13 protein-coding genes and 1 tRNA gene are annotated in these 14,587 nt (G+C 69.8%); 4 read left to right on the forward strand and 10 right to left on the reverse strand.

The window, feature by feature from the left end; all coding sequences use genetic code 11:
- Window positions 1-60 precede the first annotated feature (60 nt).
- Entirely contained in the window at window positions 61-579 is a 519-nt protein-coding gene (locus JYK18_RS09345) for an inorganic diphosphatase (protein ID WP_206801704.1), read from the forward strand.
- A 50-nt stretch (window positions 580-629) separates the two neighbouring features.
- Here JYK18_RS09345 and JYK18_RS09350 read toward each other — a convergent pair whose 3' ends face one another.
- Window positions 630-2,288, reverse strand: a complete 1,659-nt coding sequence (locus JYK18_RS09350) for an MDR family MFS transporter (RefSeq protein WP_206801705.1) — start codon at window positions 2,286-2,288, stop codon at window positions 630-632.
- Window positions 2,289-2,407: 119 nt separating this feature from the next.
- Window positions 2,408-3,187, reverse strand: a complete 780-nt coding sequence (locus JYK18_RS09355) for a hypothetical protein (protein WP_206801706.1) — start codon at window positions 3,185-3,187, stop codon at window positions 2,408-2,410.
- A gap of 87 nt (window positions 3,188-3,274) precedes the next feature.
- Between JYK18_RS09355 and JYK18_RS09360 the strand changes: the two genes are divergently transcribed.
- Both JYK18_RS09360 and JYK18_RS09365 read left to right on the forward strand, forming a co-directional pair.
- Window positions 3,275-3,595 (forward strand): helix-turn-helix transcriptional regulator, encoded by a 321-nt coding sequence (locus JYK18_RS09360; protein ID WP_206801707.1) that lies wholly within the window; start codon window positions 3,275-3,277, stop codon window positions 3,593-3,595.
- A gap of 63 nt (window positions 3,596-3,658) precedes the next feature.
- A complete protein-coding gene (locus JYK18_RS09365; protein ID WP_206801708.1) occupies window positions 3,659-4,867 on the forward strand; it encodes a pentapeptide repeat-containing protein in 1,209 nt (402 codons plus the stop codon).
- A 21-nt stretch (window positions 4,868-4,888) separates the two neighbouring features.
- Here JYK18_RS09365 and glyA read toward each other — a convergent pair whose 3' ends face one another.
- The 6 genes from glyA to JYK18_RS09395 all read right to left on the reverse strand — a co-directional run bounded on the left by glyA (window position 4,889) and on the right by JYK18_RS09395 (window position 9,529).
- Window positions 4,889-6,157, reverse strand: a complete 1,269-nt coding sequence (glyA, locus tag JYK18_RS09370; RefSeq protein ID WP_206801709.1) for a serine hydroxymethyltransferase — start codon at window positions 6,155-6,157, stop codon at window positions 4,889-4,891.
- Between the two features lie 116 nt (window positions 6,158-6,273).
- The gene (locus JYK18_RS09375; protein ID WP_206801710.1) at window positions 6,274-6,843 is read right to left on the reverse strand and encodes a dihydrofolate reductase family protein; all 570 of its coding nucleotides are present in this window, start codon (window positions 6,841-6,843) and stop codon (window positions 6,274-6,276) included.
- A gap of 64 nt (window positions 6,844-6,907) precedes the next feature.
- The gene (locus tag JYK18_RS09380) at window positions 6,908-7,342 is read right to left on the reverse strand and encodes an uL11 family ribosomal protein (protein WP_206801711.1); all 435 of its coding nucleotides are present in this window, start codon (window positions 7,340-7,342) and stop codon (window positions 6,908-6,910) included.
- Window positions 7,343-7,376: 34 nt separating this feature from the next.
- Complete coding sequence (locus JYK18_RS09385) at window positions 7,377-7,901, reverse strand: gamma carbonic anhydrase family protein (protein ID WP_206801712.1); 525 nt, start codon at window positions 7,899-7,901, stop codon at window positions 7,377-7,379.
- Window positions 7,902-7,921: 20 nt separating this feature from the next.
- On the reverse strand, window positions 7,922-9,187 hold the full coding sequence (locus JYK18_RS09390) for a M14 family metallopeptidase (protein ID WP_206801713.1): 1,266 nt from the start codon (window positions 9,185-9,187) through the stop codon (window positions 7,922-7,924).
- A 265-nt stretch (window positions 9,188-9,452) separates the two neighbouring features.
- Window positions 9,453-9,529, reverse strand: a tRNA-Thr gene (locus JYK18_RS09395).
- A 102-nt stretch (window positions 9,530-9,631) separates the two neighbouring features.
- On the opposite strand from JYK18_RS09395, the gene JYK18_RS09400 reads away from it, so the two are divergent.
- The gene (locus JYK18_RS09400; protein ID WP_206801714.1) at window positions 9,632-11,275 is read left to right on the forward strand and encodes a hypothetical protein; all 1,644 of its coding nucleotides are present in this window, start codon (window positions 9,632-9,634) and stop codon (window positions 11,273-11,275) included.
- Window positions 11,276-11,297: 22 nt separating this feature from the next.
- Here the strand turns inward: JYK18_RS09400 and JYK18_RS09405 are convergent, their stop codons facing one another.
- Window positions 11,298-12,491, reverse strand: coding sequence for a DNA polymerase III subunit delta' (locus tag JYK18_RS09405; RefSeq protein ID WP_206801715.1), 1,194 nt, complete (start codon window positions 12,489-12,491; stop codon window positions 11,298-11,300).
- Window positions 12,488-14,542 (reverse strand): dTMP kinase, encoded by a 2,055-nt coding sequence (locus JYK18_RS09410; protein ID WP_307795839.1) that lies wholly within the window; start codon window positions 14,540-14,542, stop codon window positions 12,488-12,490. Before JYK18_RS09410 ends, JYK18_RS09405 begins: the two co-directional genes overlap by 4 nt.
- Between the last annotated feature and the right edge of the window lie 45 nt (window positions 14,543-14,587).

The following is a 14,587-nucleotide window of genomic DNA, read 5'->3' on the forward strand; positions in this document are numbered from 1 at the left end:
GAACCGGTGAGCCGCCCGCCTTTGCTCGGGCTTGCCCAAACAAGATCAGCGAGGATCGGCGTGGAGTTCGACGTCACGATCGAAATCCCCAAGGGGGAGCGCAACAAGTACGAGGTGGACCACAAGACCGGGCGCATCAAGCTGGACCGCACCCTGTTCACGGCCACCCAGTACCCGGCCGACTACGGCTTCATCGACGACACCCTGGGCCAGGACGGCGACCCCCTGGACGTGCTGGTGCTCGTGCAGGAACCGACCTTCCCCGGCTGCCTGATCCGCTGCCGCGCGATCGGCATGTTCCGGATGACCGACGAGAAGGGCCCGGACGACAAGGTCCTCGCGGTCCCGTCGGACGACCCGCGCCTGGAGCACCTGCGGGACATCCACCACCTGAACGAGTTCCACAAGCTGGAGATCGAGCACTTCTTCCAGGTCTACAAGGACCTCGAACCGGCCAAGAGCGTCGAGGGCTCGACCTGGGCCGGCCGCGTCGAGGCCGAGGCGGAGATCCAGCGCTCCTACGAGCGCGAGAAGGACCACCTCGCCAAGCTCGAAGCCGAGGGCGGCGAGCAGCACTAGTACCACCCGGAAGCGGGGCGTCACCGACAACGGTGGCGCCCCGCTTTCCGTCAGTGGGCCAGTGCGGGCACCGGCCGCGACTCTTCCTCTTCCTGCCGCAGCTCCAGCGCCGACTTGTCGGCCAGCGGCGTCTCCCGCAGGAACCACAGCAGCGCGAACCCGGCCGCCAGCAGGACCCCGCCGACCACGAAGACCGTGCTCATCGCGCTGGAGAAGCCTTCGAGGATCGGCCGCGCGAGCACCGGGTCCAGTCCATTCAGGAACGACGTGTCGTTCAGGTCCAGCTGCCCGCTCGACAGCTTCGCCGCGAACTCCGCGTTCGCCGGGTTGGCCAGCGCCGCCGCATAGGCCGGGCTCGACATCACCTGGGCCACCGCCGCCACGATCCGGTCCCCCACCGACCCGAACAGGATCGACAGGAACACCGCGGTCCCGGCCGTCCCGCCGATCTGCCGGAAGAACGTGGTCGACGAGGTCGCCACGCCCAGGTCCGACGGCGCGACGTCGTTCTGCGCGGCCAGCTGCAGGGTCTGGAAGGCCCCGCCGAGGCCAAGACCCATCAGGAACGCCATCGCCATCACGATCGCCAGCGGGGTGTCCACGCCGATCGTGCTGAACAGGAACATCGCCACCGACATCAGCCCGAGGCCGAGCACGCCGAAGATCTTGTAGCGCCCGGTCGAGGCCACGATCCGGCCGGAGAGCAGGCTCGCCACCATGATCCCGGCGGTCAGCGGCAGCAGCTGCAGCCCGGCTTCGGTGGGCGTCGCGCCCTTGACGATCTGCAGGTACAGCGGCAGCGACATCATCGCGCCGAACATCCCGGCGCCCTGCACGAAGGTGACCACCGTGCTCAGCGCGAACGCCGAGCGCCGGAACAACCGCAGCGGCAGCAGCGCCGCGTCCCCCATCCGGCGTTCGTTCCACACGAACGCGACCAGCCCGGCGACGCCGACCAGGTACATCAGCACCGAGGTGGCCGAGCCCCAGCCCCACTCGCGGCCCTGCTCGGCGACGATCAGCAACGGCACCAGCCCGACGGTCAGCGTGGCCGCGCCGAGGTAGTCGACGCGCTGCTCGACCCGGGTGTGCGGGATGTTCAGCACCTTGGTGACCACCACCAGCGCGATCAGCGCCACCGGCACGTTGATCAGGAACACCCAGCGCCACCCGGCCAGCCCGGCGAACGAGTCCAGGCCGGCGAAGGCCCCGCCGACCACCGGCCCGAGCACGCTGGAGATGCCGAACACCGCCATGAAGTAACCCTGGTAGCGACCGCGTTCCCGCGGTGCGGTGATGTCGGCGACGATGGCCAGCGCCAGCGACATCAGGCCACCGGCGCCCAGGCCCTGGAACGCGCGGAAGGCGGCGAGTTCGTACATCGAGCCCGCCATGCCGCTGGCCAGCGAGCCGACCAGGAACAGCGAGATCGCGGTCAGGTACATCGGCTTGCGGCCGTAGAGGTCGGACAGCTTGCCGTAGAGCGGGGTGGAGATGGTCGCGGTGATCAGGTAGGCGGTGGTCGCCCACGCCTGCAGGGTCTGCCCGTGCAGTTCGTCGGCGATGGTTTTCATCGCCGAGGACACGATCGTCTGGTCGAGCGCGGCGAGGAACATGCCCATCATCAGCCCGGAGAGCACGGTGAGGATCTGCCGGTGCGACAGCCCTCCCCGAGCCCCGGGCCCGGTTTCTTCGACGGAATCGGCCATGTCTCGCTCCTCGGATCGTGCCCCCAGCGGGCCTACTTGCTTGCATCATTCAACTACATGCCTGACGCAAGTATTCCGAGATCCTGTTGTAGCGTGCAACTAAATTTCTGTGCGCTCCGTCACCAGGGGCGGATCGTCCGATCCTCCGGCAGCGCCACCTGCCCGGTGACAAAGTGGCTCCACAGCCCGAAATCAAGCGGTTTGCCCGGTTTCGCGCTGGTTTCGGCAAAGCTGTGCGTGCGACCACCCTCCGTGATCGTCGCGCCGAAGGACACCTGGAAGCGCGTGGTCGCGGCCCGGTCCTGCGGAGGCACGGTGGACGGGTTGGCCAGTTCGTCGGAGCCCCAGCGGTAGTCGGCGCGGTACTTCCCGACCACCGGCTCGAAGGTGTTCTCCAGCACCAGCCCGCCCGCGGGCACGGTGATCAGCACGCCGCGCCGGCCGTTGGCGTACTTCGTGTTGAACACGGCGACCTCGGCGACGGTCGACGGGTACAGGTCGGCCTGGCCGGAGCCGACCTTCGAACCCGGCGGGCAGGCGGCCGGCCCGCCGGCCTCGAAGGTGGCGCGGTCGCAGGTCGGGAACGCCTCCGGGGTGAACCGGATGGACTTGTCGAAGAGGAACACGAACTGGCGCATCGCGGCGGGCTTCTCGCCGCTCGCGGTGTGGCTGGTGCGGTCGTAGAAGATCTCGATCCCGTCGCGCGTGCCACCGTCGGGGCGCACGGTGACGTCGAGGTGGTCGATGTTCTCCGGACCCGCGACGTCGGGCTCGGCGACGGGCGCGGGCCCGCCGGGGGTCGGGTGCGGGAACTTCGGCTGAGCGGCTTCCGCGGGCAGAAGACTGCCCGCGGCGGTGGCGAGGGTGGCGAGAACGAACAGCTTGATCGTGGATCGCATGACGCCTCCTGTCGTCTTTTCGAGACCTCTCGAATAGAACACGGCGCCGGTAGAGTCTTCGTGAACCGTCGAAAAGAAGGAGCCCGCTTGCCGCTCGGACGCTGGACGCCGCTCACCCACCCGGAGATCGACGAGGTGGTGCTGGACGACGTGCTGCAAGCCCTCGCCGACCCCACGCGGCGCCGGATCGTGCGCATGCTGCTGGAGGACGGCGACCGGGCGTGCGGCACGTTCGGGCTGAAGGTGGCGCCGTCGACGCTGAGCCACCACTTCCGGAGCCTGCGGAAGGCGGGCCTGATCCGGCAGGAGGACGTGGGGCGGCAGCGGATGAACACGCTGCGCCTGGCCGAACTGGACCAGCGCTTCCCCGGCCTGGTGGACCGGATCCTCGCCGCGGCAGGCGAATGAAAACGGCCGCCGCGGCTGAGTGAACGATGTGACCTTCAGGCGCGAGTCCGCGACTGATCGACCATGAACGACAGAAAGTCACGCGCGCCGCTCCCGGTTTGGCTGGTGCCGCTGGCCACCGTTCTGGTGCTCGCGGTCGCCGCGGTGGTGTTGTTGTGGTTGTGGCGGTGGATCGACGGCCTGGCCATGGCCAACTCGAAGGACCGGGCCACGGCTCAGCTGGACGCGGTGAAGATCGCGGCGTCGATCGTGGTCGCCGGTGGCGGGGTGTTCGCCCTGTACTTGGCAGCGCGGCGGCAGCGGACCCAGGAAGAGGAGTTGCGCGTCCGCCACACCGAACTGGCCCAGCGCGACCGCACGCAGCTCCACGCCGAACAGGACGCCAGGGCGCGTCAGGTGACCGAGCAGTACACCAAGGCAGTAGAGCAACTCGGCCACGAGCGGGCCGCCGTCCGGTTGGGCGGGCTGTACGCGCTGGAGCGACTGGCCCAAGAACACCACGACCAGCGACGGCCGGTGGTGAGCGTGCTGTGCGCTTACCTGCGCATGCCCTACCTGGATCCCGAGGAGGCCGGCGCTGATCTCGATACGCGGCTGCGGGAGCGCGAGGTTCGGTTGACCATCCAGCGCCTCCTGCGAGAGCACGCTCACAACGTCCCGGAACTGGGCAGTGACCCGGACCCGGCGTACTGGGGGAACGACATCGACGTGGACCTCACGGGCGCCACCCTCATCAACTTCGATCTCGCAGAGCGGCGCGTGCACCCCTCGACCAAATTTACTCGCGCGAAGTTCCTCGGCGACGCCCACTTCAGAGAGACGACCTTCACCAGCGACGCCGATATCGATGAGGCCGAGTTCACTCACCTAGCGTTCTTCCAGGAAGCGAAATTTCTCAGGCTAGCCGACTTCTACCGCACCAAGTTTCGCGGGGACACCAGCTTCGGCGGCACCAGATTCAACGAGAGCAGTTACTTCGTCGAAGCAACGTTCGAGGGAACGGCTAGCTTCAGCAAGGCGGAGTTCGTCTTCCTAGCCGATTTCCACGATGCGGTCTTCGAGGATGGGGCCTGGTTTGACTACGCAGCGTTCGTGAATGGCGCCGGGTTCAGCAACACGGCATTCGCCCAACATCCCGACTTCAACGACGCGAAGGTCAAGGCAGCGGACGACGCTCTCCACATCTGGCCGAAAGGATGGGCACCCGGCGCGCCGGCTCCGGACGAGGAGCGAGATGGTGAGTGGGCCACCCTCGCCGCCGCGGGTGGGTGATCGCGGCGGCGAGGTGAAGGCTCAGGCGGTGTAACCCGGAATCGGGTAGTCCGCGAGGAATTCGCGGATTTCCGCGGCGACTGAATCCACAGTAGACGGTTCATCGGCGGCCGCCGCGGTGATGGTGCGGTCGATCCACTCGGCCACCCGCACCTGGTGCTCCGGCCGCAGGCCGCGGGTGGTGATCGCGCCGGTGCCCAGCCGGATGCCCGACGGGTCGAACGGCTTGCGCGGGTCGAACGGCACCGTGTTGTAGTTCAGTTCGACGCCCGCCCGGTCCAGCGCCTGCGCGGCCGGCTTGCCGCCGATCTTCTTGTTCGTCAGGTCCACCAGCAGCAGGTGGTTGTCGGTGCCGCCGGACACCAGGTCGTAGCCGCGCTCCACCAGCGCTTCGGCGAGCGCCTTGGCGTTGTCCACGATCGCGTGCGCGTACGCACCGAACTCCGGCGTCGAGGCCTCGCCCAGCGCCACCGCGATCGCCGCCGTGGTGTGGTTGTGCGGGCCGCCCTGCAGACCGGGGAACACCGCCTTGTCCACGGCCTTCGCGTGGTCGGCGTCGGACAGGATCATCGCGCCGCGCGGGCCGCGCAGCGTCTTGTGCGTGGTCGTGGTGATCACCTGCGCGTGGCCGACCGGCGACGGGTGCGCACCACCGGCCACCAGCCCGGCGATGTGCGCGATGTCGGCGACCAGCACCGCGTCCACCTCGCGCGCGATCTCGGCGAACGCCGGGAAGTCGATCGTGCGCGGGATCGCCGTGCCACCGCAGAAGATCAGCTTCGGCCGGTGCTCCCGCGCCAGCTCGCGCACCTGGTCGAGGTCCACCCGGCCGGTCTCCTTGCGCACGCCGTAGCGCACCGCGTTGAACCACTTGCCGGTGGCGGACACGCTCCAGCCGTGGGTCAGGTGGCCGCCGTCGGGCAGCGCCATGCCGAGCACGGTGTCGCCGGGCGAGGCGAAGGCGAGGTAGGCGGCCAGGTTCGCCGGGGAACCGGAGTAGGGCTGCACGTTCGCGTGGTCCACGCCGAACAGCGCCTTCGCCCGCTCGATCGCCAGCAACTCCACCGGGTCGACGTTCTGCTGGCCCTCGTAGTAGCGCTTGCCGGCGTAGCCCTCGGAGTACTTGTTGGTCAGCACGGTGCCGGTGGCTTCGAGCACCGCCTGCGAGACGTAGTTCTCCGAGGCGATCAGGCGGATCTTCTCGTGCTGGCGGCGGGCCTCGGCCTCGACCAGACCGGCGATCTCGGGATCCGCGGCGGCGAGCGTGGGCAGGGCGGGCTGGTGCGTCATGGTCTCTCCAGACGGTGCTCGACCCGACCCAGGCGCGCGGTGCGGGCCTTCACGTTTCGCTTCCCGGTGGTGCTCCACCTCAAGGCGCCAGTCGCTGCTGCGCCGCGAACTCTATCTCAGCGGCGCAGCACCGGCCGGTAGACCAGTTCCTGGGTGCGGCCGTCCAGCGTCCGGCTCTCCAGCAGGTCGAGGTCGAAGTCCGCGGCCCGCTCGAAGACCGGGTCCACCCCGCTCCGGCCGGTCAGCGCCGGGAAGATGGTCACCTGGACGCGGTCGACCAGCCCGGCGGCCATCAGCACCCGGTTCAGCGACAGGCTGCCGTGCGAGCGCAACGGCACGTCGGACTCCTCCTTGAGCCGGGTGACGATCTCGACCGCGTCACCGCGCGCGATGGTCGCGTCCGGCCAGTCGAAGGTCTCCCGAAGCGTGTTCGACACCACCGTGGCCGGCAGGTCGCGCATCCGCTCGACCCAGGGGTCCATGGTCTCCTCGCCGTCAGCCAGCATCCGCGCGGTCGACCGGAACGTGGTGGCCCCGAAGACCATGCGCTGCTCCTCGCGGTACAGGCCGAGGCGGTGGTCGAGCAGCTCGGGGCCCTGCTTGCCCCAGTAACCGCCCCAGCTGCCGGTGTTGGCCCCGAAGCCGTCGAGGCTGGAGAAGACGTCGAAGGTGTAGGTCGCGGTCATGGTGCGCTCCTCGCGTGGGGTGGTCTCTCACCATGGCTACGAACAGCCTGGCCCCCGTTCGACATCACCGCGAAGGGAATTCCTCGACCTTCACCCCCATGGACCGCGCGGTGCCGGCGATCGTGCGGATCGCCGCCGCCACGTCACCGGTGTTGAGGTCCGGGAGCTTGCGCAGCGCGATCTCCTTCGCCTGCTGGTGGCTCAGGATTCCGGCGGTCTCGTGCCCCGGTCGCGCGGAACCCTTGCCGCCCAGTGCTTTCCGGATCAGGAAGGCGGTCGGCGGGGTCTTGTAGACCAGTTCGAACGAGCGGTCGTCGAACACCGAGACCACCACCGGCACCACGTCGCCGCGCTGGGCCGCGGTGGCCGCGTCGTAGGCGCGCTTGACCTCGACCAGGTTGACGCCGGTCTGCCCGAGCATCTTGCCGAGGTCGACCACCGGCGCCTCACCGGCCGGGAGCTGCAAAGTGGTGCTGAACTGGAGTTTCTTCGGTGCCATTCACCGGACGCTAAGGGCTCCGGTCACTGGAGGGTCAACCCTCGACGGGCTCGATCCCGTCGGCGTGGCGGCGGGCCAGCTGCCGGTAGATCTCGGCGTTGTACTCGACCCAGCCGCGCGCGGAGTCCGAGAGCGGCACGAACTTCTTCGCCGGGCTGCCCATCGCGATCACCTCGGGCGGGACCACGGTGTTCGGCGTGACGGTGGAACCCGCCGCGATCAGCGCGCGCTCGCCGATCTGGGACTGGTCGAGAATGGTCGCGCCGTTGCCGATCAGCGCCTGCTCGCCGACCGTGCAGTCGTGGACGAGGCACATGTGCCCGACGGTGACGTTGCGGCCGATCTCGCACACGCCGTCGTTGACGTGCACGACGGAGTTGTCCTGGATGTTGGCGCCCTCGCGGATGATGATCTTCCCGAAGTCGGCGCGGATGACCGCGCCGTACCAGATCGACACGTCCTTCTCGACGGTCACCGCGCCGATCAACGTGGCGGTGGGGGCGATCCAGGCGTCGGGGTGCACGGTGGGGCTCACGCCCTCGAAGGAGAACAGCGGCATGAGCCCCACCATATGTGCGATCAGACCGAGGCGTTGATCAGGATGTCAACGGCCTTGTCGTTGCGGGCGGTCTGCGCCGGGATCACCTCGTCGGGCGGGTAGAACCCCGGGTTCGAGCCCTTCGGGTACATCTCGAAGGTGTAGCTCAGGATCTTGTGGGCGTACCACATCCAGTCGTCCACCGAGCCGTCGGTGATGTACAGGTCGCTCGCCTGCTGCGGGGTGTACCCGTTCGTCGCGGCCATCTGCTGGCCGAGGCTCTTGAACTTCTGCGCCTCGGCCGCGGTCATGCCCGGCGCGGTGTCGGCGTAGGTGTAGCCGAACGGCCACAGGACCAGCTCCGAATAGGTGTGGAAGTCGATGTGCGACTTGATCTGCTGCACCCCACCGACCCGGCGGGTGCCGACGAAGTCCGCCACGGCCTTGACCTCCGGCGCGGAGAACGCCGCCGTGCCGCGGTAGGTCTCGCTGGACGGGCTGCCCGAGGAACCACCGCAGCAGCCCCACTTGTGACCCCAGTTGCGGTTCGGGTCGGTGCCCTGGCCCTGGCGGTTCTTGCGCCACATCTTGTAGCTGCCGCCGGCGATGTCGTACTCGGAGCCGTCCGGGTTCACCGTCGGGACGACCCAGATCTCCTTGCTGTCCACCATGTTCTTGACGTTGGTGTCGGTGGCGTAGTTGTCGGTGAACCGCTTGACGATGTGCAGGCACATCTCCGTGGTGAGGTGCTCGCGCGCGTGCTGGTTGCAGGTGAACAGCACCTCGGGCTCGGCCTCGTCGCTGCCGACGTTGTCGCTGATCTTGATCACCGGCAGGGTGCGTCCCTGGTACGAGGTGCCGATGCTGGACACCTTCGCCAGGCTCGCGTGGTCGGTGACCGTCTGCTGCAGTTCCGAGACCACCTCGGCGTAGGTGTGGTACTTCTCGTCGCCCGCCGGGAAGTCGGCGGCCGCGGTGGTCACGTCGGCGCTGCGGTTGGCCCGGTACTGCTCGAACCCTGGCCGCTTCTCGACCTTGAAGCCGAGCCCGCGCAACTGCTGCGCGTCGGCGCCGGTGCCGATGATGGTGGTGGTCTCGCCCGCGGTGACCACGTCCACGCCGGTGGCGGAGACCTTCGTCCGCAGTTGCGGGGAGTTCGTGCCGAGTACCTCGTAGAAGTCCATCTGCGTCGCGGCTTCGGCCGCGGCGGTGTCCGGTGCCGCGCCCACCGAGGGGCTCGCCGCAACCGCTGCCGCGATCAGTGCGGCCGCCGACAGGGCGGCTGCCACGCTTCTTCTCTTGCGCATCTGCTCTCCTCGTCGTCAAGCCCGGAACGGGGCCTGTCGACCCACCTTGCTCACCCTGGGGGGTCGGCACAATCCGTAGCGCTACGGATCAAAAGGCCGTAACTACCCGTAGCCCGGATGAGATTGCCAGTGATTAACCAAGTCCTGGCACCTACGGAAGACGGTTGACTTCGCCCCCTCGATCGGGTGAACCTCAGGCGGGCGCGGAAAGGAGCGCGAACGCAACCAGGGCCTCTCCGGATTCCGGAAAGACCCTGGTCAACGGTGGAGCCGCCTAGGGGAATCGAACCCCTGACCTATTCATTACGAGTGAATCGCTCTGGCCGACTGAGCTAAGGCGGCAGGACCGGTTCCCAGTGTAACGGTAACCTCCGGCGTCACTTCACCACCCCGCCGTCGTTATCCCGGGCACCAGCGCCTGCCCAGCTCAGGAGGACCCCGCCGATGCGGTCGAGTCTGCCCCGGACGCTCGCCCTGCCCCTGACGGCAGCGGTGCTCGTCCTGTCCGCCGTGCCCGCCATGGCCCAGACCACCATCCCCACCACGCCGATCCCCCAGCCGAACGACCCAGGCCAGGCGCCGATCACACAGCCGCCGAACCCGGCACCGCTCGGCCACGCGGTCGGCGACGCCGGCACCGGGCTGGGCGTGCTGCGCCTGCTGCCGAACGCGGTGACGACCAACGCCATCCTGCCCGGCGTCGGCGAGCAACTGCCCAAGCAGGCGGCGCTCGAAGCCGGCATGGGGCTGGCCAGCGCGCAGGCGAACTCCGAGTCCTACCTGTCCTACGAGCGGTCGGTCGCGCAGTCGTCGCCGTTCGGCATCTCAATCGCGGGCAACTCGCCGCAGGCGCCCGGCACGCTGGTCCAGACCGCGCTCCCGGACAACCCGGAACCCCGCACCGGCGGCTTCAACGCCCCGAAGAACCCGCTCCTCAACGTCGGCCTGCTCAACGGCAGCGCGCACGCGCGCTGGAGCGCCACCAAGGGCCCGTGCGTCGGCACCATCGCGGACGCGGCCACCGAGGTGGCCAGCCTGTCCGTGCTGAACGTGATCCCGTCCCTGCCCAGCGTCGGCCTGCCCGACCTGAAGCTGCCCGACGGCGCCAAGCTCGCGGAGGGCTTCGAACCGGGCAAGGGCCTGCAGGCGCTCGGCGGGCTGCTCTCCGGCGGCGGGCAGACCAACGCCGACGGCACCAACGCGCTGCTGAGCCTGCCGAACACGCTGTCCGCGCGGTCCACCGTGCGGCTGGTGGACATGCCGGGCTCGAAGAACAAGGCGGTCGAGTCCACCTCGACCATGCAGGCGGCCAACATCAACCTGCTCAAGGGCACCCCGCTGGAGCTGACCATCAAGGTGGCCAGCCAGCCGACGCTGCGGGTCACCTCGACCGGCAAGCGCGAGACCTCGAAGGTGGAGTACACCGCGCCGGTGCTCACCGTGGAGCGCCAGGGCAAGGTGCTGTTCACCCTCGACGCGGCCAACCCGACCAAGGACCTCCCGATCGGCCTGCCGCTGGAGGCGCTGACCCAGCAGTTCGGCCCGGTGGAGAGCGTGCCGGTGGTCGGCGGGCTGGTGTCCACGCTGACCAAGGGCGTGCAGCCGGTCGGCGACACCGCGGGCAAGGTGCTCGACCTCGGCGTGCTGCGGCTGGGCATCGCGCAGCTCGACGACAAGAAGCTCGACATGACCGACCCGTTCAAGGGCTTCCAGCTCGGCGCCGCGGCCCGGCTGCTGGACCTCCAGGTGCTGCCGACCAAGGCGCTGAAGCAGTCGCTCGGGGAGGCCGGTGGCGCGCTGCCGTCGTCGCTGGCGCAGCTGACCCTCGGCGAGCAGGTGGCGCGGGCCTACGCGCCGGAGAACGGCGTGGAGTGCGGGAGCACCTCGACCCAGCCGCCCGCCGGCGGCGAGGCGCCCGGTGTGCCGAAGAAGCTCGCGCAGACCAGCGCCGCGTACGCCACCGTGCCGCTGTTCTGGAGCGGGACGGCGTTGCTGCTGATCGGGGTGGTCATGGTCGCCGCGATCCCGCGCCGCACGCGGAAGGCCGCACCGGCCGCGTTCAAGCCCTCACCGCGACCGCGGAAGTGAGCACGCGCCCTGCGCCGGGGCCTCAGCCCTGGCGCAGGGTGGTGACCATGGCCTCGATGGCGATGCGCGGCTTCACGTTCCACTCGATCGCGTCGCGGCACTCCAGCACGGCTTCGAGCCGCCGCAGGGTCGACTCCGGGGACCACTGGCGCGCGGCGGCGGTGATGTCGTTGGCCCGGTCGGGATGGGTCAGCGAGGCGCCGGACCGGCTCAGCGTCACCAGCACGTCCCGGTAGAACCCGGCCAGGTCGATCAGCGCCAGGTCGAGCGTGTTGCGCTGGGTACGGGTGGCCCGCGACTTCTGCTTCTTCTCCAGCGCCTTCACCGCGGCCTCCGCGGCCCGCTTCGCCCCGGCCACACCACGGCCGGTCGCGTCGCCGCCCATCGCGGTGCGCAGCTCGGACTTCTCCGACTCGTCGCGGACCTTGCTCTCCTCGGTCGCGTCGGCCTCGGCGACCTTGATCAGCCCGTCGGCGCAGGTGAACACGTCCGACGGGGTCCGGAGGCCGAGCGGGATGCGCAACACGGACTCACGCCGCTCGCGCGCGTTCTCGTCGGTGGCCAGCCGCCGGGCGCGGCCGACGTGCCCACCGCACACCGAAGCCGCCCACTCCGCGCGGTCCGGCGGCACGCCGTCGCGTTCGGCCAGCACCCGCGCGATGGCCGCCGCGGTGGGCGTCCGCAGGTTCACCAGACGGCACCGCGAGCGAATGGTCACCGACACGTCTTCGGGGTGGTCGGACGGCGCGCACAGCAGGAACACCGTGCGCTCCGGCGGTTCCTCGACCGCCTTCAGCAACGCGTTCGCCGCGCCCTCGGTCAGCCGGTCGGCGTCCTCGATGATCACCACCTGCCAGCGCCCGGTGGTCGGCCGGCGCGCGGCCGCCTGCACCAGGGCCCGCATCTCGGCCACCGAGATCGACAGGCCCTCCGGCACCACCAGCCGCACGTCGGCGTGCGTGCCCGACAACGCCGTCCGGCACCCGGGGCACTCCCCGCAGCCGACCCCGGCGATGCACTGCAACGCGGCGGCGAAGGTGCGCGCGGACACCGACCGGCCCGAGCCGGGCGGTCCGGTGAACAACCACGCGTGCGTCATCGCACCCGCCGCGGCCGTCTCGCCGTCGACGATCTTCGCGGCCGCGGCGGCCGCCGCGGACAACACCTCGACCGCGGGCTCCTGGCCCACCAACTGCGACCAGACGCCGGAAGTCACGGCGCGCCCTCCTCCTGCAACGCGGGCGCCAGCCCCGCGTACGGCCCCACCAGCACCGCGCGCACAGCGGTCTGCACGCGCTCGCCGACCTCTTCCTCGCTGCCTTCGGCGTCGACCACCACGTACTGCTCCGGGTTGGCCGAGGCCAGCTCGGTCAGCACGTGCTGCACCCGCCACTGCTGATCGGTCACGTGCTGCGGCGCCGGCTCGGTGACCACGTCGGGAGCCGCGTCCAGCAACACCGTCACGTCCGGGCGCAGCTGCCCGGTCGCCCAGTCGGCCAGCCCTTCGAACTCCTCCGCGTCCAGCCCGGCCACCGCGGACAGGTGCGCGAGCGGCGAGTCGACGAACCGCTCCATCACCACCACCGAACCGGCGTCGAGCGCGGGCTGCACGTCCCGTTCGACGATGTCCGCGCGGACCGCCGCCGCGGCCAGTGCCTGCGCCCGTGCCCCGGACAGCGACGCCCCGGACAGCAGGGCTTCGAGCCGCTTCTCGTCCAGCGCCGGGTCCGCTGCGAGCACCACCGTGCGCGGGCCCTTGCCCAGCCACTCGGCCAGTTTCGCCGCGTGGCGGGCGGTGTCGGTGGCGGTGGTGCCCTCGACCGCGATGAGCAGGCCGTTCACCCGGCGCGGACGGCGGCGCAGCGCGTTGCGCAGGTCGGACAGGATCGGCTCGCTGCGGCGCGAGTCCATCTGGCGGTAGGCGATCACGCCGACCAGCGCGGCCAGCAGGCCACCGCCGAGCATCACCGGGCGCGTGCCGTCGACGATGATCTCGCCGCCCCACACCGGCACCTTGCGCGGCTGCACCAGGCCGACCAGCAGTGGCACCAGCGCGATCGAACCGCCGAGCACCACCTTGAGCATGGACTGGTAGATCGCGTTGATCCGGCCGCGGATGGCGTCGTCGATCTGCGAGCCGATGATCGTCACGCCGGTCAGGAACGCCGCACCGGCGCAGGCGCCGACCACCGCCACCACGATCATCGACACGGCCAGGTGCGGGGACAGCGCGACCAGGATCAGCGCCAGCCCGGCGAGCACGATGGCGATGCCGAACAGCCGGTCGTGCGGCAGCCGCCGCGCCAGCTTCGGCGCGCCGACCATGCCGGCGATCAGGCCGAGGAACACCGAGATGAGCAGCAGGCCCCAGGCGGACTCACCGCCGAGCAGGCTCAGCGCGTAGGTCTGCGCGGACCCGACCACGGCCCCACCGGCGGCGAACGCGCCCATCATGCCGATCAGCAGCCCGCGCACCAGCGGCGTGGTGCGGATGTAGCCACCGGCTTCCTTGATCATCTGGAAGAAGCCGGGCTGGTCGTCGGCGGGCTTGGCCAGTTCGCTGCGCCGGGGCGCGGCGTGCACGTTCCGCAGGGACAGCTCGGGGATCCGCGTGGCGATGCTCAGGCTGCTGATCAGGTAGAACAACGCGGCGATGATGATGCCGAGCTTGATCACGCCGTTCGCGCCGAACAGGTCGTCCGGCAGGTGGAAGGTGGTGCGCACACCGGTGATCACGGTGAAGATCCCGGCGCCGAAGAGCACCGAGACGCCGTAGGTCATCACCAGGCCGAGCTGGTTGGCCGTCTCCACCTGCTCCGGGCGGCGCAGCAGGTTCGGCACCGCCGCGTCCTTCGACGGGATCCACATGCTCGCCGCGCAGTTCAGCAGGAAGATCGCGGCGTAGATCCACCACAGCGTGTCCACCAGCACGATGGACAGCAGCAGCCCGGCGCGGAAGATGTCGGCGACCACCATCACCTTGCGGCGGTCGAACCGGTCCGCGAGCAGCCCGCCCAGCGGCGCGAACAGCAGACCGGGGATCAGGCTGGTGAAGATCACGCTGCTGAAGGCGAAGTTCTTCGCGATGTACCCGCTGGCCATGTTGCTGGCCAGTGCGGAGACCGCGAGCAGTTGCAGCCAGTCCGCGGTGCTGCAGAACCCGGTCACGCCCCAAAGCCGGCGGAACGGCTTGATCGCGAGCACCCGGCGCGCGCGATAGATCGTCGACGAGTTCGTCGACGGTTTCGCGTCCGCCTCCGCGGTCACGCCCGTTCCCTCACTGTTTGCCCCACCTCGCACAACGGATCCCCC

It is taken from the genome of Amycolatopsis sp. 195334CR, assembly GCF_017309385.1.
Classification (GTDB): Bacteria; Actinomycetota; Actinomycetes; order Mycobacteriales; family Pseudonocardiaceae; genus Amycolatopsis.